This is a genomic window from Cellulomonas sp. APG4 (genome assembly GCF_009996735.1).
In the GTDB taxonomy this organism is placed as follows: Bacteria; Actinomycetota; Actinomycetes; order Actinomycetales; family Cellulomonadaceae; genus Actinotalea.
This window is the reverse complement of the sequence record NZ_JAACYI010000001.1, coordinates 108669-132116: the sequence shown is the minus strand read 5'-3', so window position 1 is coordinate 132116 and position 23448 is coordinate 108669. Positions and strand designations below refer to the sequence as shown.

At 74.5% G+C, this 23448-nt stretch carries 22 protein-coding genes; 11 read left to right on the top strand and 11 right to left on the bottom strand.

From position 1 onward, the window contains the following. Nucleotides 1–73: 73 nt before the first annotated feature. Nucleotides 74–706 carry a DUF305 domain-containing protein gene (locus GXB85_RS00585; RefSeq protein WP_202627397.1) on the bottom strand — a complete coding sequence of 211 codons (633 nt, stop codon included), beginning with the start codon at nt 704–706 and terminating at the stop codon, nt 74–76. Nucleotides 707–878: 172 nt separating this feature from the next. Between GXB85_RS00585 and GXB85_RS00580 the strand changes: the two genes are divergently transcribed. Beyond that, the gene (locus GXB85_RS00580) at nt 879–2981 is read left to right on the top strand and encodes a copper-translocating P-type ATPase (protein WP_161915709.1); all 2103 of its coding nucleotides are present in this window, start codon (nt 879–881) and stop codon (nt 2979–2981) included. On the opposite strand, the gene GXB85_RS00575 is transcribed toward GXB85_RS00580, so the two are convergent. The 4 genes from GXB85_RS00575 to GXB85_RS00560 form a co-directional block, all read right to left on the bottom strand. Then, nucleotides 2947–3588, bottom strand: coding sequence for a DUF305 domain-containing protein (locus GXB85_RS00575; RefSeq protein ID WP_161915708.1), 642 nt, complete (start codon nt 3586–3588; stop codon nt 2947–2949). The genes GXB85_RS00580 and GXB85_RS00575 overlap by 35 nt on opposite strands. Nucleotides 3589–3689: 101 nt before the next feature. Next, the gene (locus GXB85_RS00570; protein ID WP_161915707.1) at nt 3690–4316 is read right to left on the bottom strand and encodes a peroxiredoxin; all 627 of its coding nucleotides are present in this window, start codon (nt 4314–4316) and stop codon (nt 3690–3692) included. Continuing rightward, on the bottom strand, nt 4313–5314 hold the full coding sequence (locus tag GXB85_RS00565) for a cytochrome c biogenesis CcdA family protein (RefSeq protein ID WP_161915706.1): 1002 nt from the start codon (nt 5312–5314) through the stop codon (nt 4313–4315). The genes GXB85_RS00570 and GXB85_RS00565 overlap by 4 nt, the downstream gene beginning before the upstream one ends. Then, nucleotides 5314–5610 (bottom strand): glutaredoxin family protein, encoded by a 297-nt coding sequence (locus tag GXB85_RS00560; RefSeq protein WP_161915705.1) that lies wholly within the window; start codon nt 5608–5610, stop codon nt 5314–5316. Before GXB85_RS00560 ends, GXB85_RS00565 begins: the two co-directional genes overlap by 1 nt. Nucleotides 5611–5736: 126 nt before the next feature. Between GXB85_RS00560 and GXB85_RS00555 the strand changes: the two genes are divergently transcribed. The 3 genes from GXB85_RS00555 (at nt 5737) to GXB85_RS00545 (ending at nt 8740) form a co-directional block, all read left to right on the top strand. Next, nucleotides 5737–6465 carry a response regulator gene (locus GXB85_RS00555; protein ID WP_370523921.1) on the top strand — a complete coding sequence of 243 codons (729 nt, stop codon included), beginning with the start codon at nt 5737–5739 and terminating at the stop codon, nt 6463–6465. A 2-nt stretch (nt 6466–6467) separates the two neighbouring features. Further along, nucleotides 6468–7586, top strand: coding sequence for a sensor histidine kinase (locus GXB85_RS00550; RefSeq protein WP_370523920.1), 1119 nt, complete (start codon nt 6468–6470; stop codon nt 7584–7586). 293 nt (nt 7587–7879) lie between these two features. After that, complete coding sequence (locus tag GXB85_RS00545) at nt 7880–8740, top strand: class II aldolase/adducin family protein (RefSeq protein WP_237727850.1); 861 nt, start codon at nt 7880–7882, stop codon at nt 8738–8740. 7 nt (nt 8741–8747) lie between these two features. On the opposite strand, the gene GXB85_RS00540 is transcribed toward GXB85_RS00545, so the two are convergent. The 4 genes from GXB85_RS00540 to GXB85_RS00525 form a co-directional block, all read right to left on the bottom strand. Continuing rightward, nucleotides 8748–9149 carry a four-helix bundle copper-binding protein gene (locus GXB85_RS00540; RefSeq protein ID WP_370523919.1) on the bottom strand — a complete coding sequence of 134 codons (402 nt, stop codon included), beginning with the start codon at nt 9147–9149 and terminating at the stop codon, nt 8748–8750. A 51-nt stretch (nt 9150–9200) separates the two neighbouring features. After that, the gene (locus GXB85_RS00535; RefSeq protein WP_370523918.1) at nt 9201–10916 is read right to left on the bottom strand and encodes a SulP family inorganic anion transporter; all 1716 of its coding nucleotides are present in this window, start codon (nt 10914–10916) and stop codon (nt 9201–9203) included. After that, nucleotides 10913–11245 carry a metalloregulator ArsR/SmtB family transcription factor gene (locus tag GXB85_RS00530; RefSeq protein ID WP_161915702.1) on the bottom strand — a complete coding sequence of 111 codons (333 nt, stop codon included), beginning with the start codon at nt 11243–11245 and terminating at the stop codon, nt 10913–10915. The genes GXB85_RS00535 and GXB85_RS00530 overlap by 4 nt, the downstream gene beginning before the upstream one ends. Nucleotides 11246–11343: 98 nt before the next feature. Continuing rightward, entirely contained in the window at nt 11344–12612 is a 1269-nt protein-coding gene (locus GXB85_RS00525; RefSeq protein ID WP_161915701.1) for an MFS transporter, read from the bottom strand. Between the two features lie 119 nt (nt 12613–12731). On the opposite strand from GXB85_RS00525, the gene GXB85_RS00520 reads away from it, so the two are divergent. Next, nucleotides 12732–13289: a YqgE/AlgH family protein gene (locus tag GXB85_RS00520; protein WP_161915700.1), complete on the top strand. Its 558-nt coding sequence runs from the start codon at nt 12732–12734 to the stop codon at nt 13287–13289. A gap of 92 nt (nt 13290–13381) precedes the next feature. Further along, complete coding sequence (locus tag GXB85_RS00515) at nt 13382–14035, top strand: YitT family protein (protein WP_370523917.1); 654 nt, start codon at nt 13382–13384, stop codon at nt 14033–14035. Between the two features lie 18 nt (nt 14036–14053). Here GXB85_RS00515 and GXB85_RS00510 read toward each other — a convergent pair whose 3' ends face one another. Beyond that, nucleotides 14054–15406: a D-arabinono-1,4-lactone oxidase gene (locus tag GXB85_RS00510; RefSeq protein WP_237727849.1), complete on the bottom strand. Its 1353-nt coding sequence runs from the start codon at nt 15404–15406 to the stop codon at nt 14054–14056. Between the two features lie 60 nt (nt 15407–15466). Between GXB85_RS00510 and GXB85_RS00505 the strand changes: the two genes are divergently transcribed. From GXB85_RS00505 to GXB85_RS00485, 5 genes are all read left to right on the top strand, one after another. Further along, entirely contained in the window at nt 15467–16651 is a 1185-nt protein-coding gene (locus tag GXB85_RS00505) for an alanine racemase (protein WP_161915699.1), read from the top strand. Between the two features lie 139 nt (nt 16652–16790). Next, a complete protein-coding gene (locus GXB85_RS00500) occupies nt 16791–18107 on the top strand; it encodes a DUF418 domain-containing protein (RefSeq protein WP_161915698.1) in 1317 nt (438 codons plus the stop codon). Between the two features lie 78 nt (nt 18108–18185). Beyond that, nucleotides 18186–18878 carry a deoxyribose-phosphate aldolase gene (gene deoC, locus GXB85_RS00495; RefSeq protein WP_161915697.1) on the top strand — a complete coding sequence of 231 codons (693 nt, stop codon included), beginning with the start codon at nt 18186–18188 and terminating at the stop codon, nt 18876–18878. Between the two features lie 74 nt (nt 18879–18952). Next, nucleotides 18953–19648: a TetR/AcrR family transcriptional regulator gene (locus tag GXB85_RS00490; protein WP_370523916.1), complete on the top strand. Its 696-nt coding sequence runs from the start codon at nt 18953–18955 to the stop codon at nt 19646–19648. Between the two features lie 72 nt (nt 19649–19720). Then, nucleotides 19721–22339: an MMPL family transporter gene (locus GXB85_RS00485; protein WP_161915696.1), complete on the top strand. Its 2619-nt coding sequence runs from the start codon at nt 19721–19723 to the stop codon at nt 22337–22339. 232 nt (nt 22340–22571) lie between these two features. On the opposite strand, the gene GXB85_RS00480 is transcribed toward GXB85_RS00485, so the two are convergent. After that, nucleotides 22572–23429, bottom strand: coding sequence for an SDR family oxidoreductase (locus tag GXB85_RS00480; protein WP_161915695.1), 858 nt, complete (start codon nt 23427–23429; stop codon nt 22572–22574). Nucleotides 23430–23448: the final 19 nt, after the last annotated feature.

Sequence of the window (23448 nt, the reverse complement as noted above, 5' to 3'; positions counted from 1 at the left end):
TCCCCTCATCATCCAGGACGTCCGAGGGCACCAGATGGTTGGGATGGGAGGACGGGGGTGTCGGCCGGCGGCGTCAGTCGCCTGGGCAGCTGCGTGCCGCGGTGCCCTCGAACTGCGGGACCTCGCGCTCGGCGGCCTCGGCCGCGGTGGCCGCGACGCCGTTGCGCTCGATGTCCTCGATGAGCCAGTCCATCTCGTCGATCTCGCGGCGCTGCGCCTCGCTGATCTCGACCGCGAGCTCGCACACGCGCACGTCCTGCAGGCCCGCGCGCTCGGAGCGTGTGATCGCGAGGGAGTGGTGCGGGATCATCGCTCGCATGTAGGACGTGTCGTCCACCGTCACCTGGCTGCGGTCCAGCGCGATCCCGCCCGCGAGCAGCAGCACGCTCGCGGTGAGCACGGCGACGTTCGCCTTGGCGTTCTTGTACATGTTGAGCATCCAGGCGAGCATCACGAGTCCCATCGCGCCGCCCATGGTGAGCGCCATGAACACGCGGCTCTCGCTGAACCGGACGTGGCCCAGCTCCCACGACCCCACGAACATCACCCAGTACATGACGACCATGCCGGTGCCGATCATCGCTGCGAAGCGCAGGTACATGCCGCCCGAGCCGCCGTGGCCGCGGCCCTGCCCGTCGCCGTGCTGCTGGTCGCTGCGGTCGGCCCGAGCGGGGCTCTCGTCGTGGTCGTGCGTGGTCCCGGACATGGTGGAGGCCTCCTCGTCGGTGATCCTTCGACGCTAGGAAGGGGGGGGCATGACGCGCATCTCGAGGAGCCCCGGTGATCCATGAAGATCCGATGAAGCCGTGGCCGACGGGAACACCACTCCAGACGCCCGTGTTCTGCTGGATACCCCCAGGGGGTACGAGGAGGAGATCATGGGACACCACAGGGCACACGTCTCGCAGGGCCACGAGCGTGGCGGCGGCCAGACGCACGAGGAGCACTCCGGCAGCCACGGCCACGGTGGGCACGACGGACACCGTGGCCACGACGGACACGCAGAGGTGTTCCGGCGTCTCTTCTGGGTGAGCCTCGTGCTCGCGGTGCCCGTGGTCGCGCTCAGCCCGATGTTCGCCGACCTCCTCGGGTACACCGTCCCGAGGTTCCCGGGCGCGAGCTGGGTGCCGCCCGTCCTCGGCTCCGTCGTGTACGCCTACGGCGGTCGACCGTTCCTGACGGGAGCGGTCCAGGAGGCGCGGGCACGCAAGCCCGGGATGATGCTGCTGGTCGCGCTCGCGATCACGGTGGCCTTCGCGGCCTCGTGGGCGACCACCCTCGGCCTGACCGCCACGCTCGACTTCTGGTGGGAGCTCGCGCTCCTCGTCGTGATCATGCTGCTGGGCCACTGGCTCGAGATGCGCGCGCTCGGCGCGGCCTCGGGGGCCCTCGACGCGCTCGCGGCCCTCCTGCCCGACACGGCCGAGAGGCTCACCGACGAGGGTTCCGAGCAGGTGCCGCTCGACGCGCTCCGGGCCGACGACGTCGTCCTGGTGCGCGCGGGCGGTCGCGTCCCCGCGGACGGCGTCGTCGTCGACGGCTCGGCACACGTCGACGAGTCGATGATCTCGGGCGAGTCCCGGCCCCTCCGCCGCGCGGCGGGGGACCGCGTGGTGGGTGGGACCGTCGCGACCGACTCGACGCTGCGGGTACGCGTCACGGCCGTCGGCTCGGACACGGCGCTCGCGGGGATCCAGAAGCTCGTCGCGGACGCGCAGGCGTCGGGCTCGCGTGCGCAGGCGCTCGCCGACAGGGCCGCAGCCTTCCTCTTCTGGTTCGCGCTGGTCGCCGGGGTCCTCACCTTCGGCGTGTGGGCCGCGCTCGGAGACATGCCGGACGCCGTCGAGCGCACCGTCACCGTGCTGGTCATCGCCTGCCCGCACGCCCTCGGCCTCGCGATCCCGTTGGTCATCGCGATCTCGACCGAGCGCGCGGCCCGCGCAGGCGTGCTGGTGAAGAGCCGACTGGCGCTCGAGCGCATGCGCACGGTCGACACCGTCCTCTTCGACAAGACCGGGACCCTGACGAGTGGTCGTCTGACCCTCGTGGGCCGGGCCGCCGTCGCGGGACTCGACGACGACGAGCTGCTCGCGCTGGCCGCGGCGGTGGAGGCCGACAGCGAGCATCCCGTGGCCCGTGCGGTCGTCGCGGCGCACGCGGGGGACACGCCCGCGGCGACGGACTTCCGTTCCCTCCCGGGGCGGGGCGTGCGAGCGGTCGTCGGCGGCCGTGAGGTGCACGTGGGCGGTCCGGCACTCCTGGCCGAGCTCGGCCTCGAGGTCCCGTCCGAGCTGGGCGAGGCCGTCACCCACGGTCAGCAGAACGCGGCGAGCGTGCTCCACGTGGTGCGCGACGGGGCCGTGGTGGGGGTGCTCGCGGTCGCCGACGCCGTCCGCCCGGAGTCGCGGGCCGCCGTCGACGCCCTGCACGCCCACGGCGTCCGCGTGGCGATGGTGACCGGCGACGCGCAGCACGTCGCCCAGGCCGTGGCACACGAGCTCGGCATCGACGAGGTGTTCGCCGAGGTGCTTCCCGCCGACAAGGACGCGAAGGTCGTCGAGCTCCGCGAGCGAGGCCGTCGCGTCGCGATGGCCGGCGACGGCGTCAACGACGCCCCTGCCCTCACGCGCGCCGACGTGGGCATCGCGATCGGCGCGGGGACGGACGTCGCGATCGAGTCGGCGGGGGTGGTCCTCGCCTCGGACGACCCACGCGGGGTGGTCTCGGTCATCGTCCTGTCGAAGGCGTCCTACCGGAAGATGTGGCAGAACCTCGTGTGGGCAGCGGGGTACAACCTCATCGCCGTCCCGCTCGCGGCCGGGGTGCTCGCCTGGGCCGGGTTCGTGCTGTCGCCGGCCGTCGGCGCCGTCATGATGTCGGCGTCCACCGTCGTGGTCGCGCTCAACGCCCAGCTGCTGCGACGCGTCGACCTGGACCCGGGCACGGTCACAGGTCGCGCAGCAGATTCTCCATCTCGGTGATCTCGCGGGTCTGGTCGTCGATGATCGTGCGAGCGAGGGCGCGGGCGTCCGCGTCCTGGCCGTCGACGAGCTGTGCCTCGGCCATCTCGACCGCGCCGCGGTGGTGGGCGACCATGAGCTCCAGGAAGCGACGGTCGAGCTCGACGCCCTCGAGCCCGGCGAGATCGTCCATGGCCCGCGCCTGGTCCATGCCCTCCATGTCCATCCCGGTGTGATCCATGCCGTGGTGGTCCATCCCCGCCGGGTGGTCCTCACCCCATGCCTCGAGCCATCCGCTCATGAGGTCGATCTCGGGCTGCTGGGCGGCGGCGATGCGCCCTGCGAGCTCGCGCACGGGTTCGGTCGCGGCCCGCTCGACCATGAGGTCCGCCATCTCGAGCGCTCCCTCGTGGTGCACGATCATCATCTGGGCGAACACGACGTCGGCCTGCGCGGGGGTGACGTCCTGCCCGTCCTCCTCCGCCACGCCGGCAGGGCCCTCGCCGGACTGCGACGCCGCAGGGTCCGGCGCGGCCGGGTCCGCGACGCCGGCACAGGCGGTCAGCAGGGTGACGAGGGCCGCGGCGGTCGCGGTCGTGGCCAGGCGTCGGCGCAGGGCGTGCGTCATGGTCGTCCTCCAGAGGTGGTCAAGCGGGTGCGTGGTGCGGGACTGTCGGGGCCGGGTCGTCACGGGCATGCGGTCACAGGCGCGCGGTCACAGGCGCGCGGTCACAGACGCGCGGTGACCTCCTCGAGCAGGTCCTCCGGCGCCAGCCACATCGACGGGTAGTCCCCCTGCCAGAGCTGCGTGCCGTCGGCGTCGACGAGGACGAACCCGTGCCCGGGCAGGCCCGCGTGCATGCCGGTCCCGAGGGTCCCGTAGGCCTCCGAGACCGTCCCGTCGTCGAGGAGGAACGGCGCGCTCACGCCGAGCCGCTCGCGATCGGCGTTGATCTGCTCGGCCGAGTTCATGACGATGGGCAGCACCGTGAGTCCGGACGCGGCGAACGCCGCGTCCTCCTCGATCGCGCGCATCTGCAGCAGGCACGAGTCGCAGCCGGCGCCCTCGTTGAAGTAGAGGATCACGGGCTCGCCCCGGTGCTCGGCGAGCGACACCGACGTCCCGTCGGAGGCGGGGAGGGTGAAGTCGGGTGCCACGCGCTCCGCCTCGGTGGCCGTGGGGCGGGACCCGAGCAGGGCGGCGGTCACGAGGGCGCCGACGACGAGAAGACCCGCCGCCCAGGCGCCGAGGCTCAGACGCTGCCGACGGCGGGCGGGCTCCCGCCCTGTGCCGTGTGCCGCAGGCGCGACCGTCTGCTGAGCGGCGCGTCGTCGGGTCGCTGATCCGGAGGTCATCTCGTCTCCTCGAGGGTGGTGGGTGCGGGGCCGTGGCACGGCGGAGCGGTCGATGCGTCCTTCTCGGCAGCCGGGGCCGGACCCGGGAGCGCATCGCGCGCGGCGGCGGGTGCCGGGCGCGTCGCCCGTCCGGCCGGGCGACGTCGGTCGGTGAGCGTGGCCGTGACGAAGAGGCCGGCCAGCACGAGCAGTGCGGCCCCCTGGACCGGCTCCGGGACCGGCGCCAGCAGGTCCTGGAGGCCGAGGAACGCCGTCGTGAGCGTGCGCGACGCGGCGTCCTGAGCGGCCGAGCCGCCCGTCATGTCGTCGCTGCCGGCGAGTGCCATGACGAAGCCCGCCATCACCACGAAGCCTGCCGCGACCGCGACGTTGACGTTCGTCGTCACGAGCTCGCGGCCGGCCAGGCGCATCCGCACCGTCCGTGCGCGCAGGGGCGCGCGCTCGCCGAGCCGGGCGCGATCCCACACGAGCGCCATCACGAAGAGCGGGAAGACCATGCCGAACACGTAGGCGAGGCCGAGAGCGAGGCCGCCGAGGGCGCTGCCCGAGAGGACCGAGAGCGTCATCACGCCGGCGAGCACCGGGGCGCAGCACGAGGACGCGACGCCCGAGAACACCCCGAGCGCGAAGAACGACGCGGAGTCCCCGCGCGTCGTGTCCGGGGCGCGCAGGAAGCTCGGCAGCGACCACATGCGTCCCGAGAGCGCGAGGCCCGCCAGCACCACCATGAGCACGCCGCCCGCCCAGTAGAGCGGCGCGTGGTAGCGGGCGATCGCGCCGGCGAGCAGGCTCATCCCGAGGGTGATCGGCACGAGGACGAGCGCGAGCCCCGCGGTGAAGACGAACGTCAACGGAAGCAGGCGCCACCGCGCGTTCTTGACAGCCCCCGCGAGGTACGAGGGCGCGAGGAAGACGATGCAGCACGGCGCGAAGAGCGCGACGCCGCCTGCGAGGAACGCGGCGACGATGCTTCCGGTGGTGAGGAGCTCGCTACCCATCACGCGGTCCGTGCCGAGGCCGCTGCCGCGTCGCGGCCGAGCGCACGGGTGAGCTTGCGGCGGGGGAGGCGACCCGCGGAGAAGTACCGGCCCTCCAGCAGCACGAGGGGCGACATGGCGGGCCGGTGCTCGGCCACGAGCGCACGCCCCTCGGGTGAGTCGGCCTCGAGGGTGAGGATCTCGAGCGGGTGCTCGGAGGCGAGGCGTGCGAGGGCCTCGGCGGCGTCGTGGCACAGGTGGCAGTCCGGCGTGCGGACGACGGTGATGCGTGCCGGCGGGCGGGACGAGGTGACCACGGGTGCTCCTGAGGGTCGGAGAGGTACCGACAGCCTGCGGTGCGGCGCGTGAAGCCCCGCTGGTCCCGCGATCAAGGTTCGATGAAGTTCGCAGCCCTGCCGTTCCCGAGCACGCAAGATGGGTGCGTGACCGCGCCCTCCTCCGTCCGTCCCGTCCGTCGTGCCGTCGTCGTCGACGACGAGGAGGCCCTCGCGCGCCTCGTGGCCGGCTACCTCGAACGCGACGGCTTCGAGGTACGGCTGTGCCATGACGGCGCCGAGGCGGTCGACCTGCTGCGCGAGGTGGATCCCGACGTCGTCGTGCTGGACCTGGGGCTGCCCGGCACGGACGGTGTCGAGATCTGCCGACGGCTGCGTACGTTCTCCGACTGCTACGTGCTGATGCTGACGGCCCGGGCCGAGGAGGTCGACACCCTCATCGGTCTGTCCGTGGGGGCCGACGACTACGTGACCAAGCCGTTCAGCCCCCGTGAGCTCGTGGCGCGCGTCCAGGTCATGCTGAGGCGTCCGCGTCGGCCGGCGCTCCCGGCTGCCTCGCCCGCCGGCACCCCGCCGCTCGCGGTCGGGCCGCTGCACATCGACGTCGACGGTCGTGAGGTCCACCTCGACGGTGAGCCGGTACCGCTCACGCGCACGGAGTTCGACGTGCTCGCGACGCTCGCCGCCACGCCGTCGCGGGTCTTCACCCGGCGCGCGCTGATCGACACGGTGTGGGGGCCGAACTGGGTCGGCGACGAGCACCTGGTGGACGTGCACGTGCTCCACGTGCGCCAGAAGCTCGGCGACACCGCCGAGGCCCAGCGCTTCGTGCGGACCGTGCGCGGAGTCGGGTACCGGATCGGCACGGGTCGGTGAGCGTGGCGCGCCGTCGCCCGTCCGCCCGGGGGAGCGGGCTCGCGTCCCGGTTGCTCGCCGCGATCGTCGTCGTGCTGCTGACCGCCGTCGCGACGGCGGCACTCGTGGCGGCGGCCGTGGGACCGGGCGTCTTCCACGACCACATGGTGGCCGCTGGCGCCGCGGACACGGACGCCGCCGTCCTGCACGCCGAGCGCGCGTTCAGGGACGCGGGGGCCGTGGTGCTCGCGCTGGCCCTCGGCGCTGCCGCGGTCGCGTCGTCCGTGGTGAGCGTGGTGCTGACCCGGCGCATCGCGCGGTCGCTGCGTGCCGTCGCAGCCGCGGCAGGTGGCGTCGGCGCGGGGCGGTACGAGGCGCGCGTGCCGCGCACGGGACTGGGTGAGGAGTTCGACGCGCTCGCGGCCTCGTTCAACACGATGGCGGCACGGCTCCAGGACGCCGAGCGCCTGCGCGGCCGCCTCCTCGCCGACGTGGCGCACGAGCTCCGCACGCCGGTCGCGACCCTCGCGGGGTACCTCGAGGCCGTCGAGGACGGGGTGCGCCCGCTCGATCCGGCCACCGTCGCGGTGCTCCGGGACCAGGCCACGCGCCTGACCAGGCTCGCGCAGGACCTCGCGGCCGTGACCCGCGCGGAGGCGGGCGACCTCGTGCTGGATCTCGAGCCGGTCGATGCAGGCGAGCTGTGTCGCACCGCCTGCGCGGCGGCGCAGGAGCGGGCCGAGGCCGCGGGCGTCCGGCTCCGCACCGAGGTCCTCGCCGACGGCGCGCTGATCCGGGTCGACCGCACAAGCCTCGCCCAGGTGCTCGACAACCTGGTCGACAACGCGCTGCGGCACACCCCGCGGGGTGGGGTCGTCGTGGTCGCCACGACCCGTGACCCCGACGGGAACGTGCGACTCTCGGTCGCGGACACGGGCGAGGGCATCGGTCCGGAGCACCTGCCGCACGTGTTCGAGCGGTTCTACCGCGCCGACTCGGCTCGGGACCGGGCGCACGGCGGCTCAGGCATCGGGCTCGCGATCAGCAGGGCCCTCGTCGAGGCCCACGGCGGCGCGATCACGGCCGAGAGCGACGGCCGAGGGAGCGGTGCGACGTTCGTCGTCGTGCTGCCCGGTGCCTGACGGCGGGGCGCAGTCGTCGGCCGGTGCGGCCGGGAACAGGCGCGTGACCACCCACACGGCGGTCGTGAGGACGAGCAGCACGAGCGTCATGAGGCCTCCTCCGGCGATGCTGAGCCAGCTCACGTCGACCGTCCTCCCCTCCGGTCGCCCGGCGCGACCGCTCCCAAGGTGCCGGGGGCGCACCACGGGGACGATCAGCGTCGGATGAAGGCTCGATGAAGCGCGCGAGGGCGGGTGACGTGCGCCGAGGACGTTGGGCCCACCGTCGCCCGGCGACTTCGGGGCACACTGGTATGAAACGATTCACCGAGTCCACCTGGAGAGCACTCATGCCCGTCGCCGAGCCCTACCCCGAGCTGGACGAGCTGCTGCGCTCGATGGGCGCGGGCGGCCACCGCATCAGCGAGATCGACGCGTCCGAGGCCGGGGCGGGCAACATCTCCGTGTACGTGGGCTGGAACCTCGAGCTGCGACGGCGCTTCCCGCAGCAGGCGGAGATCGACCTGCCCCTCCCGGCCCCGGCCCTCGCGGGGCGCACGCTGCTGGTCACCGGCTCGGGCCGGCGGCTGCGGCAGATCCACGAGGACCCCGAGGCCGCCGTCGCCGGCGTCCGGGTGCACGAGGGAGGGCTGACGGCGACGGTGTTCACCTCGCCGCGGCGCCAGTTCACGAGGCTCACGAGTGAGTTCAACTCGCACCTCGCTGTGCACCAGGACCAGGTCGCGCGGCGCGGCATAGATTTCCAGGCCGTCGTGCACGCACAGCCGATGCACCTCACGTACCTCTCGCACGTGCCCGCCTACCGCGACACCGCGACCTTCAACGGCCGTGTGCTGCGGTGGGAGCCCGAGAGCATCGTCGCCCTGAGCGAGGGGATCGGCGTGCTGCCGTTCCTCGTCCCTGGCTCCGACGCGATGATGCGCGCCAACGTCGAGGGGCTGCGCGAGTTCCAGATCGTCGTCTGGTCCAAGCACGGCGTGATGGCGCGCTCGGACCTGTCGGTGACGCGTGCGACCGACAGGATCGAGTACGCCGAGACGGGTGCCCGCTACGAGTACATGAACCTCCTCGCGGGCGGGGTCGCCGAGGGGCTCACGCGCGACGAGATCCGCGCGGTCGCGACCGAGTTCGAGATCGACTCGCGCTGGGCCTGACCCCTCCTCAGCCGAGCGCGGTGAGCAGCTCGGTGCACGCCTGCTCGCAGGTGCGGCACGCCTCGGCGCACACGCGGCAGTGCTCGTGCATCTCGGCGTGCTGGGCGCACTCGTCGCCGCACGCACGGCACGCGGCGACGCACGCCTCGAGCTGGGCGCGCAGCACGGCCGTCGCGCCCTCGGTCAGCCGTGAGGCCACGTGAGCCGCCGCGGTGCACACGTCGGCGCAGTCGAGGTCGGTGCGGATGCACGTGCGCAGCTCGGCGACCATCTCCTCGTTGAGGCACGCGTCGGCGCACGTGGTGCACGCCTGCGCGCACGCGTGCAGGGCATCGACCGTGCGGGCGAGCAGCTCGCGGTCGACGCCGTCGGTCACGGGGTGGCTCCGGAGCATCTCGACGGTCGTCACGGCGGTTCCTCCTTCGGTCCGGTGGGACGCCGGGCGGCGCCCTCCTCGACGCTAGGAGCCCGCGAGAGCCCCCGCATCCCGGCCGGGATCGGGCTGCACCAGCGCACGGGCGTGGGCGATCGCGCTCGGGGTGTCGGTGAACACGCGGCCCGCCGCGACCAGGTGCGACGCCACGCCCAGCGCGGAGATCACGGCGTCGTGCGCGGGCCGGATGCCCGAGAGCAGCACGACGATCCCGCGGTGCTCGAGCTGCGCGACGGCGTCGCCGAGCACCTGGGCCCCGGTCGCGTCGATGGTGGTGACCCGGGACATCCGCAGGATGACCACCCGCACGTCCGCGATCTCCGTGAGCTCGAGCAGGAACCGGTGCGCGGCCGCGAAGAACAGCGGGCCGTCGAGGCGGTAGGCGACGATGTGCTCGCTCAGCAGGGCGTGCTCCTCGGCCGAGTGGTCGCCCGGCTCGAGCGGCACCTGCTCGAGCCGCGCGCTACGGGCGACGGCGCGCAGCGCGAGCAGCACCGCGACGCCGAGGCCCACGACGACGGCGGTCACGAGGTCGATCGCCACGGTCGCGGCGAACGTCAGGGCGAGGATCAACGCGTCGCCGCGGGTCGCGCGGGCGAGTGCACGCAGCGAGGCGACCTCGACCATCCGCACCGTCGTCGCGAACAGCACGCCGGCGAGTGCGGCCAGCGGCACGTGCCGCACGAGCGGCGCGGCGACCAGCACGACGACGAGCAGCGCGACCGCGTGCGCGAGCGCCGCGAGCCGCGACCCCGCGCCGGCGCGCACGTTGACGGCGGTCCGCGCGATCGCGGCCGTGGCCGGGATCCCGCCGAACAGCGGCGCGGCGATGTTCGCGAGGCCCTGGCCGAACAGCTCCCTGTCCGGGTCGTGGCGCTCGTTGACGCTCATCGCGTCGGCCACGGTCGCGCTCAGCAGGCTCTCGAGCGCCGCGAGGGCGGCGACGGCGACGGCCGCCGTGGCGAGGGTGCTCAGGGCGCTCGCGTCGAAGAACGCGAGCGACGGCGCGGGGAGCCCCGCGGGCAGCCCGTCCAGGGTCTCGAGGCCGAGCGGGCGGGCGGCGGTGGCCGCCGTGGCCGCGGCGACCGCGAGCAGCGAGAACGGCACCGCGGGACGCCATCGGGCCCCGAGCAGGATCACCGCGGTGACGCCGAGTGCCATCAGGAGGGGTGCGGGGTCGGGCTGTGCGACGAACTCGGTCACGGCCTGGGCCGCGAGGGCCCAGACCTTCTCGCCCTCGAGCCCGGTGACACCGAGGGCGACGGGCACCTGCTGGAGCGCGATGACGACGGCGATGCCGGCGGTGAAGCCCTCGATCACGGGGGCCGGCAGGTAGCGCACGTAGCGCCCGAGCCCCGCGAGGGCCATCGCGACGAGGGCCGCGCCGGCCATGAGGCCGACCATGAGCACGCCCGACGCGCCGAACTGGTGGACGATCGGGACGAGGACGACCGTCATCGCCCCGGTGGGCCCCGAGACCTGGAGGTTGGACCCGCCGAAGACGGCCGCGACGGCCCCGGCGACGACGGCGGTCGCGAGCCCGGCCTGCGCGCCGAGTCCCGAGGCGACGCCGAAGGCGAGGGCGAGCGGCAGCGCGACGATCGCGACCGTGGCCCCGGCCACGAGGTCCCGCCGCGGGTCGCGGCGCACGGCGGCCCAGTCGGCGCGCCCCGGGAGCAGCGTGCGCAGCCTGCCTCGCACCCCGCGCGCGGGTCCGTCCGCGAGCGGGTCGGCGGCGGTCACGACGGTTGGGAGCGGAGCTCGGCGAGCAGCTCCTCCTGGCCCGTGAGCACCGACGTGAGGATGCGACGGGCGGCGAGCATCATCTCAGCGACGTCGGGCGTGCTCAGCCGGTAGACGACCGTCGACCCCTCGCGCGTCGACGTCACGAGGCCGGCCCGGCGCAGCACGGCGAGCTGCTGGGAGAGGTTCGACGCCTCGACCTCGATCGCCGCGAGGAGCTCGCGCACCTGGTGCGGGCGCTCGACGAGCAGCTCGAGGACCCTGATGCGCACGGGATGACCGAGGGTGCGGAAGAGCTCGGCCTTGGCCTGGTGGAGGGGGACGTTCACGATCTGACGATCTCACGACATGAAGAAGTCTTCAATTGAGTGGTCGCGCCGCCGTCCAGGCCGTCGAACGGGCGCGCGTGAACGAGAGGGGAGACGCGTCAGGGCGTGGGCTGGGCGGACGGCGGGCCGCCCAGCGGGGGCGACGACGGTGCGTCGTCGGGCACGGACGCGCGGCGGGCGGTGAGGAGCGGCGCGCACGCGAGCATCACGACGCCCGCGACGACCACCCCGAGCAGGCCCACCCGCAGGCTCGTCGCGTCCGCGACCAGCCCGACGGCGGCGGGGGAGACCAGGAAGCCGACGCGCAGCAGCCAGCTCACGACCGTGAGCCCCACGCCGGGCGGGAGGCCGGGGAGCTCGTCGGCGGCGTGCATCACGGCCGGCACGAGCGTCGCGACGCCGAGGCCCGCGAGGGCGAACCCCGCGACGGTGGTGCCGAGGCCGGGCACGAGCAGGGCCCCGCCCATGCCGCCGGCGACGAGCAGCCCGCCGACGAGCGTCACGTCCCGCTGGCCGAAGCGGTCGACCGCCCGGTCGCCGGTGAGGCGGCCCACGGTCATGGCGACCTGGAGCGCCACGAAGGCGAGTCCCGCGGCGGCGGCGCTCGTGCCGATCTCGTCGCGCAGGTAGAGCGCGCCCCAGGACGAGCCCGCGTCCTCGACGAAGGCGCCCGCGGCAGCCAGCGCACCGAGCCCTGCGAGGACGAGCAGGGTGCGCCCGGCCACGTGGCGCAGACGCGCCCCCACGTGGCTCGCGGCGTCGTCAGCCGTTTCGCGCTCGGCGTCCTCCGGGCCGGTGAGCAGGAACCGCGAGGCGACCACGGCGACGACGGCGAACACCCCCGCGGTAAGCGCGAGGTGCGTGGGCAGGGGCACGTCGAGCCCGGCCGCGGCCGAGCCGAGCAGCCCGCCGACGACGGCGCCCACGCTCCACACCCCGTGGAAGGCGTGCACGATCGAGCGACGGTACGCGCGCTGCACCCGGAAGCCGTGCGCGTTCTGGGCGACGTCGACCACGGAGTCCAGCACGCCCGCGACCAGCATGAGCGACGCGAGCGCCGCCCACGAGGGGGCGAGCGGGAACAGCGCGATCGTGCCCGCGAGCAGCACGAGCCCGAACGAGGCGACCCGGCCCGAACCGAGCCGCTGGATGAGCACCGGGGCGAAGAGGCCCGAGACGAGTGCCCCGACGGGCATCGCCGCGATGGCGGTTCCCAGCTCGGCGTTGCTCAGGCCCAGCGTGGCCTTGACCTCGGGCAGCCGCGGCACGAGGTTCGCGTACAGCACCGCGTTGAGGAAGAAGAGCGTCGACACCGCCGCGCGGGCATGGCGCAGGCGGGCCTCGACGGGCGGGCGGGGCGAGGTCATGGTGCTCCGGGGCTGGGTGGTCTCGACGTGGGACCGCGGCTCGGGGGTGCTGCGCTGCGTGGCATGGCGTACCCGCGGTCGGGGCGCGCGGGAGCCGGGGTCTCGGTGAGGATGAGGGTATGTCGACCCCGCCGCGCCCGGGCGACCTGCTCGTCGCCGTGCCGCACCTGACGGACCCGAACTTCCGGCGCGCCGTCGTGCTCGTGCTGCACCGCGACGACGAGGGCGCGTTCGGGGTGGTGCTCAACCGTCCGATCCCCGTCCCCGTGGCCGCCGTCCTGCCCGCCTGGCAGGAGTCGGTGGCGGAACCCTCGACCCTCTTCCAGGGCGGGCCGGTGGGCCTCGACGGCGCCCTGGGTGTCGCGACACTGCGGGCTGGGGTCGCGCCACCGCGTGCCGTGACCCGCGTCGCGTCCGGCTTCGGCCTGGTGGACCTCGACGCCGAGCCGGAGGCGGTGCGCGACGTGCTCGGGCTGCGCGTCTTCGCGGGCCACGCCGGGTGGTCGGGCGGCCAGCTCGAGGGCGAGGTCGCGGCGGGGGACTGGTTCGTCTTCCCGGCCCTGCCGGCCGACGTCGTGTCGACCGACCCCGAGCACCTGTGGCGCACCGTGATGCGCCGGCAGGGCGGTGCGATGGCGATCGTCTCGACCTTCCCCGACGACCCGTCGCTCAACTAGCAGCAGCGCCCCGCGCCCCGCCGGTGTCCACGGGTCGAGACGGCTCGGGTAGCGTGCGCGGGGCACGGGTGGGCGAGCAGGCGGGAGCGGGCGTGGCGGACGAGACGGTCGAGGCGCGTGCCGACGTGCCTGCGGGGCCCCTGCCGTTCCAGCCCGTGCGGCACAGCCGCGTCGAGGACGTCGTCGCCACGCTCATCGGCACCTACCTCGCGGCCCTCGGCGTGCACCTGCTGCACACGGTCGAGGCGGTCACGGGCGGCACCGCGGGCCTCGCGCTGCTGATCGCCTACGGCACGGGGCTCGGTTTCGCACCGGTCTTCCTGCTGCTCAACCTGCCGTTCCTGGCGCTCGGTGCGTGGCGGCGCGGCTGGGTGTTCGCGGCTCGCACGGCCGTGTCGATCGTGCTCGTGGGTCTGTGGACCGAGCTCCACCCGCTGCTGATGGACGTGCGCGAGCTCAACCTGCTGCACGGCACCCTCACCGGGAACCTCGTGATCGGCGTCGGCATGCTGATCCTGTTCCGGCACAACGGCAGCATGGGCGGGCTCAACACCCTCGCGCTGCTCGCGCAGGACACGCTCGGCTGGCGTGCGGGCTACGTGCAGCTCGCGTTCGACGTCGTGATCATCGCCCTGGCGCTCACGGTGACCCCCGTGCACGTGGTCGCGGCCTCGGCCCTCGGCGCGGCCCTGCTCAACCTCGTCCTCGTGATGAACCACCGGCCCGGGCGGTACATCGGCGGCTGAGGGTCGACCGGTCCGCGGTCAACGGACGGGCCCCAGCACCCGCTCGGTCTCGGCGTTGGTGAACAGCCCGTCCGGGTCCGCGCGGGCGCGCACGGCCCGGAAGTCCTCGAAGCGCGGGTACAGCGCCGCCAGCCGCTCCGCGCCGAGCCCGTGCATCTTGCCCCAGTGCGGCCGCCCGTCGACCTCACGCGCGATCGCCTCGACCGCCGCGAAGTACCGCGCGTGCTCCATGCGGTGGTACTGGTGCACGGCGACGTAGGCGGTCGCGCGGCCGTGCGCGGTCGACAGCCAGACGTCGTCGGGCGCGGTCACGCGGATCTCGACGGGGAACGGCACGGGCTCGCCGCTGCGGCGCAGCCAGGTGTCCACCTCGGTCACCACGTGCGCGAGGGCCTCGCGTGGCACGGCGTACTCCATCTCGCGGAACCGGACCCGGCGCGGCGAGACGAACACCTCGGTCGACGGCGCGCGGTACTCGCGGTCCGCGAGCAGGCGTGCGGCGACGGAGTTGACCGCCGGGACCGCACGCGGGGCCGCCGCCGAGAGCCGGTTCGTCACCGCGAACAGGCCGTTCGCGACGAGCTCGTCCTCGACCCAGCGCCGCGCGGGTGCGAGGGTCGACCGCCCCGACGCGGGCACGCGCTCGTTCGCCTTGACCAGTGCGCGGCGCGTGAACGGGAACCAGTAGACGTCCAGGTGGTCGGTGCGCTCGATCCAGCCGTCGGGTCCCTCGAGCCCGTCGAGCACGTCCGCGAGCCCGACGACGTGCTCGCGCGCACGCAGGTCGAACGCGGGCACCGCGCGCAGCGTCACGGCCACGAGCACGCCCACGGCGCCCAGCCCGAGCCGCGCGGCCTCCCACAGCTCGCGGTCGTGGTCCGCGTCGGCCTCGCGCACCTCGCCGTCGGCCGTGACCACCCGCACGCCGAGCACCTGGGTGGCCAGGCCTCCGAACCGTGCGCCCGTGCCGTGGGTGCCCGTCGACACGGCCCCGGCGACCGACTGGTGGTCGATGTCGCCCAGGTTCTCCATCGCCAGGCCCCGGCGCGCGAGCTCGGCGTTGAGCGTGCGCAGCCGCATCCCGGCGCCCACGGTCACGCGTGCGCCGCCGTCGGGCGTCGGCTCGACGCGCTGCACGTCGGCGAGGTGGTCGAGGCTCAGCAGCACACCGTCGGTCGCGACGAGCGGGGTGAACGAGTGACCGCCGCCGACGACGCGCAGCCGCGTCCCCGTGCGCGCCGCGAACCGCACCGCGCGCACCACGTCGGCGACGTCGCGGGGCCGCCAGAACTGCTGGGCGTGCGCCGTCGCGGTGCGCGACCAGTTGCGCCACGTGCGCGGCGCGCTGCGCTGCCCGACGCCGATCATCATGTGCGGTGACTATCGGCGCAGGGGTGGCGCCGTCAAGAGGTGGGCCGCCACGATGGCCCGATGATCCCGGTCGTGTGCCGCACCGCCACGGCGGACCTGCCCGCGCCGCTCGTCGTCGTCGACCTCGCGGCCTTCGACACCAACGCCCGCGAGCTGCTCGGTCGCGCGCACGGCCGGCCGGTGCGCCTGGCGACCAAGTCGGTGCGCGTGCCGGCGCTGATCGACCGCGCGCTCGCCGAGGGCTTCAGGGGTCTCATGGCCTACGCGCTGCGCGAGGCGCTGTGGTGGGTGGGGCGCGGCGCCGACGACGTGCTGCTCGGCTACCCGACCGCCGATCTCGCCGCGCTCACCGAGCTCGTGGCGGACCCGGCAGCGCGCGCGGCGGTCACGCTCATGGTCGACGACGTCGCCCAGCTCGACCTCGTGGACCGGGCGCGGACCGCGGCCGGTGAGCCCGACGCGCGCGTGCGGGTGTGCCTCGACGTCGACGCCTCGCTGCGCCTGGGGCCGGGCGAGCGTGTGCACCTGGGCGTGCGTCGGTCACCCGTCCGGACGCCCGACGCGGCCGCGGCGCTCGCGCGTGAGGTTGCCCGTCGGGGTCACGAGGTGCGGGGCCTGATGTTCTACGAGGCGCAGGTGGCCGGGCTGCCGGACTCCTCACCTGCCGTGCGCGGGGTCAAGCGCGCGTCGCTCGCCGAGCTCGCCGAGCGCCGTGGGGCCGTCGCGCAGGCGGTCGAGCGCGCCGTCGGGCCCCTGGACCTCGTCAACGGTGGCGGGACGGGTTCGCTCACCGCGACCGCCGCGGACCCCGCCGTGACCGAGCTCACGAGTGGCTCCGGGCTGCTCTCACCCACGCTGTTCGACGGCTATCGCGTGCCCGCGGGGCACCGTCGGCTGACGCCCTCAGCCTTCTTCGGCCTCGACGTGGTGCGGCGGCCGGCCGAGCAGATCGCGACGCTGTTCGGCGGCGGGTACATCGCGTCGGGACCCGTCGGCCCGGCACGTGCACCCTCACCGGTCCACCCGCACGGCCTGCGCCTGGTGCGCTCCGAGGGGGCGGGTGAGGTGCAGACGCCGGTGCGGGGCCCAGGGGCGCGACGGCTCGCGGTCGGGGACCGGGTGTGGTTCCGCCACGCCAAGGCGGGTGAGGTGATGGAACGGTTCGCGACCGCAGCCCTCGTCGGGCCCGACGGCGATCTCGACGTGGTCCCGACGTACCGGGGCGAGGGCCTGTCCTTCGGCTGAGGGCGGCGAGCCACTGGCGCCGGGCGCCGTCGTCCGCGGCCGCGCGGGGCATCCTCCCGCGCGTCATCCTCGCGGCGGACCACGGGACCCACCTCGCGGCCGAGGCGCGGCGCGGGCCGCACCCGGGAGGCTGGGCGGCATGAGCACGCCGAGCAGCCCGAGCACGCCCGTGGACCGCGACGGGGTTCCCGCGTCCCAGGCACCCACCCCTCCTGCGTCCCCACCTGCGGCGCCGCCCGTAGGCACGGGCCCGCCGCAGGCCGCGCACGGGGCGTCGCCCGTCCCGCCGGCGACACCGCTCGAGCTGAGCCGGCGCGCCGTGGCGCCCGACGTCGCGCGCGGGCTCGCGCTGCTCGGCATCGCGATCGCCAACTCGGTGATCCACCTGTGGGGAGGGCCTGTCGGCGCGGGTCTGCGTCCCGTGGACGGGTCGACGCTCGACCGCGTGGTCGACGGCGTCGTGTCGCTGCTCGTCGACCGTCGCACCATGCCGATGTTCGCCCTGCTGTACGGCTACGGGATCGGCGTGGTGCTGCGGCGGCGCGCCCAGGCGGGTGTGCCGTGGCTCGCGGCGCGGGGTGACCTGGTGCGCCGCGCCGCCGTGCTCGCCGCGTTCGGTGCGGTGCACATCGTCCTGCTCTTCGAGGGCGACATCCTCGCGACCTACGGGCTCACCGGACTGCTCGCGGTGACGCTCGTGCGGGCACGCGGTCGCACGCTCGCCGTCGTGGGCGGGATCGCAGCGGCGCTCGGAGCGATCGGAGCGGGCTCGGCGCAGGCGCTCGCGGCATGGGAGGGCGCAGCGGGCGACCTGGCCCTGCTCGGCGACGCCGAGCAGCACGTGCTCGGGGCCATGGTCGTGCGTCTGATGAGCCTGTTCGCCGCGCCCTTCGGCGTGGCCCTCGCGCTGCCGCTCGTGCTGCTCGGTCTGTGGTTCGCGCGGTCGTCGGTGCTCGAGGAGCCGCAGCGGCACCTCGCGCTGCTGCGGCGGTGGGTGCTCGGCGGGCTCTCGGTGAGCGTGGTCGGCGGCCTGCCCATGGCTCTCGCGGTCGCGCGGGTGTGGGACCCGGGCCCCGCGGGGGTCTTCGGGGTTGCGACCCTGCACGAGCTCACGGGGATGGCCGGTGGGGTGGCGTTCGCGTCGCTCGTGGCCTGGGTGGTCGCGGCTCGTGGCGCGACCGTGGCGGGCCTCGGGCCCGTGGGGCGGGCCCTACGTGCTGTCGGCGTGCGCTCGCTGACGTGCTACCTGCTGCAGTCGGTGCTGTTCGTGCTCCCGCTGCGCGGCTGGGCCGGGGGGTTGGGCGAGCACCTGAGCTCGGCACAGGTGGTCGCGTGGGCGGTCGGCGTGTGGCTGGTCACCGTGGTGGTCGCGGTGCTGCTCGAGCGCGCCGGCAGGCGCGGTCCGGCCGAGGCCCTCTACCGGCGCCTGGTGTACCGCACCCCGCAGACCGCCTGACCGGACGGAGGTCGGTCGCCTGGCCCCGCGTGCGGTGCGAGGATGGGCCCGCACCGCCCCGTCGACGGAAGAGTCCGCATGTCCTCCACCGCTCCCGGCATCCCCACGGCCGAGCTCGCCCGCCTGGTCGACCACACCCTGCTGGCGCCCTCCGCGACGGTCGCCGACGTCGAGGCGCACGTCGCCTCGGCGCGTGAGCTGGGGGTCCTCGCGATCTGCGTGTCGCCCTCGATGCTCCCGCTCACGGTGGACGCGGGTGACCTGGTGGTCGCGACCGTGTGCGGCTTCCCCTCGGGCAAGCACCACAGCGAGATCAAGGCGGCCGAGGCGGCTCGGGCGGTGGCCGACGGCGCGGCCGAGGTGGACATGGTGATCGACGTCGGCGCTGCGAAGGCCGGGCGCTTCGACGCGGTCGAGGCCGACATCGCGGCCGTGCGGGCTGCGATCCCCGGCGCCCTGCTCAAGGTCATCATCGAGTCGGCCGCCCTCGAGGACGAGGAGATCGTGGCCGTGTGCCGCGCCGCCGAGTCGGCCGGGGCCGACTTCGTCAAGACCTCGACGGGCTTCCACCCCGCGGGCGGCGCGAGCGTGCACGCCGTCGGGCTCATGGCCGCGACCGTGGGCGGACGCCTGGGTGTCAAGGCCTCGGGCGGGGTGCGCACGCGCGCGCAGGCCGAGGCGATGGTCGCCGCCGGTGCGACGCGGCTCGGTCTGTCGGGAACCGCGGCGGTGCTCGAGGGTGCCTCGGGCGAGGGGGGCGGCGGCTACTGAGCCGGGCGCTCGCGGCCCGGCGTGGGGCCTGGCCCTGATTGCACCGAGTGCATCGATGCACCTAGTGTAGCGATGTGACCTCGAGCCCTGCCGCGTCGACCGCGCCCGATCGCCGCGCCGCGCTCAAGGAGCGGCACCGGCGCGCGATCATCGACGCCGCGTCCTCCCTCATGGAGTCGACGGGCGGCATCGAGTTCTCGGTCGACGACCTCGCCGCGCGTGCGGACGTCTCGCGCCGCACGGTGTTCAACCACTTCGCCTCGCTCGACGACGTGGTGCGCGAGGTCTGCGCCGACGTCCTGGGTGCCCTCGTCGAGCGGTTCGTCGCGAGCGCGGCCGTCGCCCCGGCACCCGGGAACGGTCCCGACGGCGCTCCGGAGGGCACGTCCGACGAGGTGATGTTCGACGAGATCGTGCACGCGCTGCGCAGCACGGACCTCGTGACGCCGATGGCCTACCTGACGCGCACCCTCGGCTACGACGGCGAGACGTCGCCCGCACGCGCGGTGCTGCTGCAGCGGAGCCTCGAGCACGTGGCCGACCGCTTCACGACGGCCCTCGTCGAACGCCACCCCGACGCCGAGCCGCTCGACGTGGATCTCATGGTCAACGCGATGCTGAGCGGCGTCGTCGTGCTGCACCGGCACTGGTACCTGCGCACGGGCGCGGCCGACGACGACGCCTCGCGTGCCCTGTGGGCCGAGCTCGTCGAGCGGCTCGTCGCGAGCGTCGGCGACGGCTACCGGGCACGCGCGGCACGTCACTCCTGAACCCCGTCCCGCGTGACGGCGCGCGGCACGGCTCACCCACCCACCACGTACGACCCTCCTGGGAAGGTCACCATGGCAGAGCTCCTCTACCGGATCGGGCGGTTCGCCGTCCGCCGGGCCCGCACCGTCGTCGCCGTCTGGGCGGTCGTGCTCGTCGCGTCGGTCGCGGCCTACCTCGTCGGCGCGGGGACCCTCGCGACCAACGTCTCGATCCCGGGCACGCCCACCGCCGAGGTGACCGACCGTCTCGCGGACGAGCTGCCCGAGGCCTCGGGCGGCACGGGCAGCGTGGTGCTCGCGACCTCCGACGGCGAGGCCTTCACCGACGCGCAGCGTGAGGCCGTGCGCGAGCGCATCGCGGACGCCGCCGGCCTCGACGGCGTGCGGACCGTCGTCGACCCGTTCCAGACGGAGGACGAGCGCGCAGCGACGCAGGAGCAGGTGACCCAGGGCGCCGCGCAGATCGAGCAGGCGCGCGGGGAGATCGAGGCCGGCCAGGCCGAGCTCGACGCCGCGCGCACCCAGCTCGAGCAGGGCCAGGCCGAGCTCGACGCGGGTCAGGAGCAGCTCGATGCCGCACGGGCCCAGGCCGAGGCGGCCGGGATGCTCGAGCTGAGCGCACCACAGCTCGACGCGCAGCAGGCCGAGCTGGACGCCGCCCAGGCGCAGATCGACGCGGGCCTCGCGGAGCTCGAGGCCGGTCAGGCGGAGCTCGACGCGGGCCTCGCCGAGCTCGAGACCCAGAGCGCGAACCTCGAGAGCGCCGCGACCCTGCTCGAGCTGGCGGAGGAGGTGCGCACCGTCTCGGCCGACGGCAGCGCCGCGGTCGCCACCGTCGTCTTCGAGGAGGCGGCGCTCGACGTGCCCGACGAGGTCAAGGAGTCCGTGGTCGAGGCGTTCACGGCCGAGCCGATCGACGGCGTCGACGTCGAGATCTCGGCCGAGATCACCGCGGGCGTTCCCGAGATCCTGGGCGTGGGCGAGGTGGTCGGCGTCGTGGTCGCGGCCGTCGTCCTGCTCGTGATGCTCGGCACTGCTGTCGCAGCCGCTCTGCCGATCGTGACCGCGCTCGTGGGTGTCGCGGTGGGCGCGCTCGTCGCGCTCTCGCTCTCGGGAGTCGTCGACATGATCTCGGTGACGCCGGTGCTCGGCGTGATGCTCGGGCTCGCCGTCGGGATCGACTACTCGCTCTTCATCGTCAACCGGCACCGCCGCCAGCTGCTCCAGGGCTACGACGTCGCCGAGTCCATCGGGCTCGCCAACGGGACGTCGGGCAACGCCGTCGTCTTCGCCGGGGCGACCGTGCTGATCGCGCTGCTCGCGCTCAACGTCACCGGCGTGCCCTTCCTCGGGCTCATGGGCACGGTCGCGGCGCTGTGCGTCGCCGTCGCCGTGCTGGTCGCGGTCACCCTGACGCCCGCGATCCTCGGCATGCTCGGCACCCGCGTGCTGCGCAAGCGGGACCGCGCCAAGGCCGAGGCCGAGAAGCTCACCGCGCCCGCGGCCGGGCCCTCACGCCCCATGGCGACGTGGTCCGCCGTCGTGCGCGTGCTCGTCGGCGTGACCGCGCTGCTCGTGCTCGCGGTTCCCGCCATGTCGCTTCGTCTGGGGCTCCCCGACGGCTCGTCGGAGCCCGAGGACTCGACCCAGTACCGGGCGTACACGACGGTCGCCGAGAAGTTCGGCGAGGGCATCAACGGGACGCTCCTCGTGGTCGCGGACCTCGCCTCACCGGTCGCGGAGGAGGATCTGCCGTCCGTCCAGGCCGAGATCGGCTCGCGTCTCGCGGAGTTCGACGACGTCGTGGCGGTCGCCCCGGCGGCCACGTCCGCCGACCGGGACATGCTGACCTTCCAGGTCATCCCGGCCAAGGGCCCCAACAGCGTCTCGACCGAGGAGCTCGTGCACGCCGTGCGCGACGCGACCGGCGTCACGGCCGCCGGCGGCGACGTCGAGCTGTCCGTCGCGGGCCTCGCGAGCGGCAACGTCGACATCTCCGAGAAGCTGGGCGACGCCCTGCCGGTCTACCTGGCCGTGGTCGTCGGCCTGTCGCTCGTGATCCTCGTGCTCGTGTTCCGCTCGCTGCTGGTGCCCGTGATCGCGACCGCGGGCTTCGTGCTGTCGTACTTCGCGGCCGTGGGCGGCGTGGTCGCGATCTACCAGTGGGGCTGGCTCGGCGACCTGTTCGGCGTGCACTCGCCCGGCCCGGTGCTGAGCTTCCTGCCGACGATCCTCGTGGGCGTGCTGTTCGGCCTCGCGATGGACTACATGCTGTTCATCGGCTCGGGCATGCGCGAGGCGTACGCGCACGGCGCCCCGCCGCGGCTGGCCGTGGTGCAGGGCCTGCACGCCGGGCGTGCCGTGGTCACAGCCGCGGCGATCATCATGGCGTCGGTGTTCGGTGGGTTCGTCTTCTCGCACACCGCGATGATCCGGCCCATCGGGTTCGCGCTCGCGTTCGGCGTGCTGCTCGACGCGTTCGTCGTGCGCATGGTCCTCGTGCCGGCGCTCATGCACCTCGCGGGGGCCGGGGCGTGGTGGCTGCCAGGCCCGCTGGCGCGGATCCTGCCGGACGTCGACGTCGAGGGTGCCAAGCTCGAGCGGCGCCACCCGCACGCGCACGCGCAGCACGACGTGGCGTCCGAGCCTGCAGGGACGCATGAGCCCGCCGGGACGCACCGGGACGGCTGAGTCGGGGCCCCGGGCCGGGGCACCGGCCCGGGGCACGACGCGACGAGGGCGGCAGACCGATGGTCTGCCGCCCTCTGTGCTGCCCCGGCGGACGCCTCTCGGCGCGTGGCCGCTCGTGGCGGCGAGATGTGGAGCCCGGGGTCTCGATCCGGGGCAGCACCCTTCACAACGGCGGACGGCGCGCCGTTGTTCCCGCATCACGCACCGCTCGGGCGAGCGCCCAGCGATCCACTCAGGCCAGAGCTTCGCGCACCACGTCCGCGAGCGGGGTGACGGGGCGTCCGAGCAGCTGCTCGAGGTCCCGGCTGTCGGTCTCGAGGTCACCAGCCGCGACCGACGTGTCGAGCGCCGCGAGGAACGTCGCGGTGCCCTGGTCGAGGCCCGCCTCCACGAGGGCCGCGACGTACTCGGCGGCGGGCAGCGAGCGGTGCACCAGGGGGCGGCCGGTGACCTCGGTGACCGTCGCCGCGAGCTCGTCGAGGTCGAACGAGGGTCCGCCGAGCTCGTGCACACGGTCGCCCGGCGCGTCGTCGAGCAGGGCTGCTGCCGCGGCGACGGCGTAGTCGGCGCGCGGGGCGGCGGAGATGCGCCCGTCGCCCGCGGCGCTCAGCAGCACTCCGCGGTCCAGGCTCGCAGCGATCTGGTCCGTGTAGTTCTCGGCGTACCAGCCGTTGCGGAGGAGCGTGGTGGGCAGGCCCGAGGCGCGCAGCAGCTCCTCGGTGCCGCGGTGCTCACCGGCGAGCGGGTTCGAGCTCGCCCCGGCGTCGAGGATGCTCGTGTACGCGATCCGCGAGACGCCGGCCGCGACGGCGGCGTCGATCACGGCCCCGTGCAGCGCGACGCGGTTGCCGGGCTCGCTCCCCGAGACGAGCAGCAGCCGGTCGACACCGCTGAGCGCCGGGGTGAGCGTCTCGGGGCGCGCGTAGTCGCCCACGCGCACCTCCACGCCGCGCTCGGCGAGGTCGGTCGCCCGCGCGGGGTCGCGCACCACGGCGACGACGTCGTGCGCGGGTACGCCGCGGTCGAGCAGCTCGGTCACGACGCGGCGGCCGAGCTTGCCGCTGGCTCCGGTGACGGCGAACGTGGTCATGGAGGTCCTCCTCGGTTCG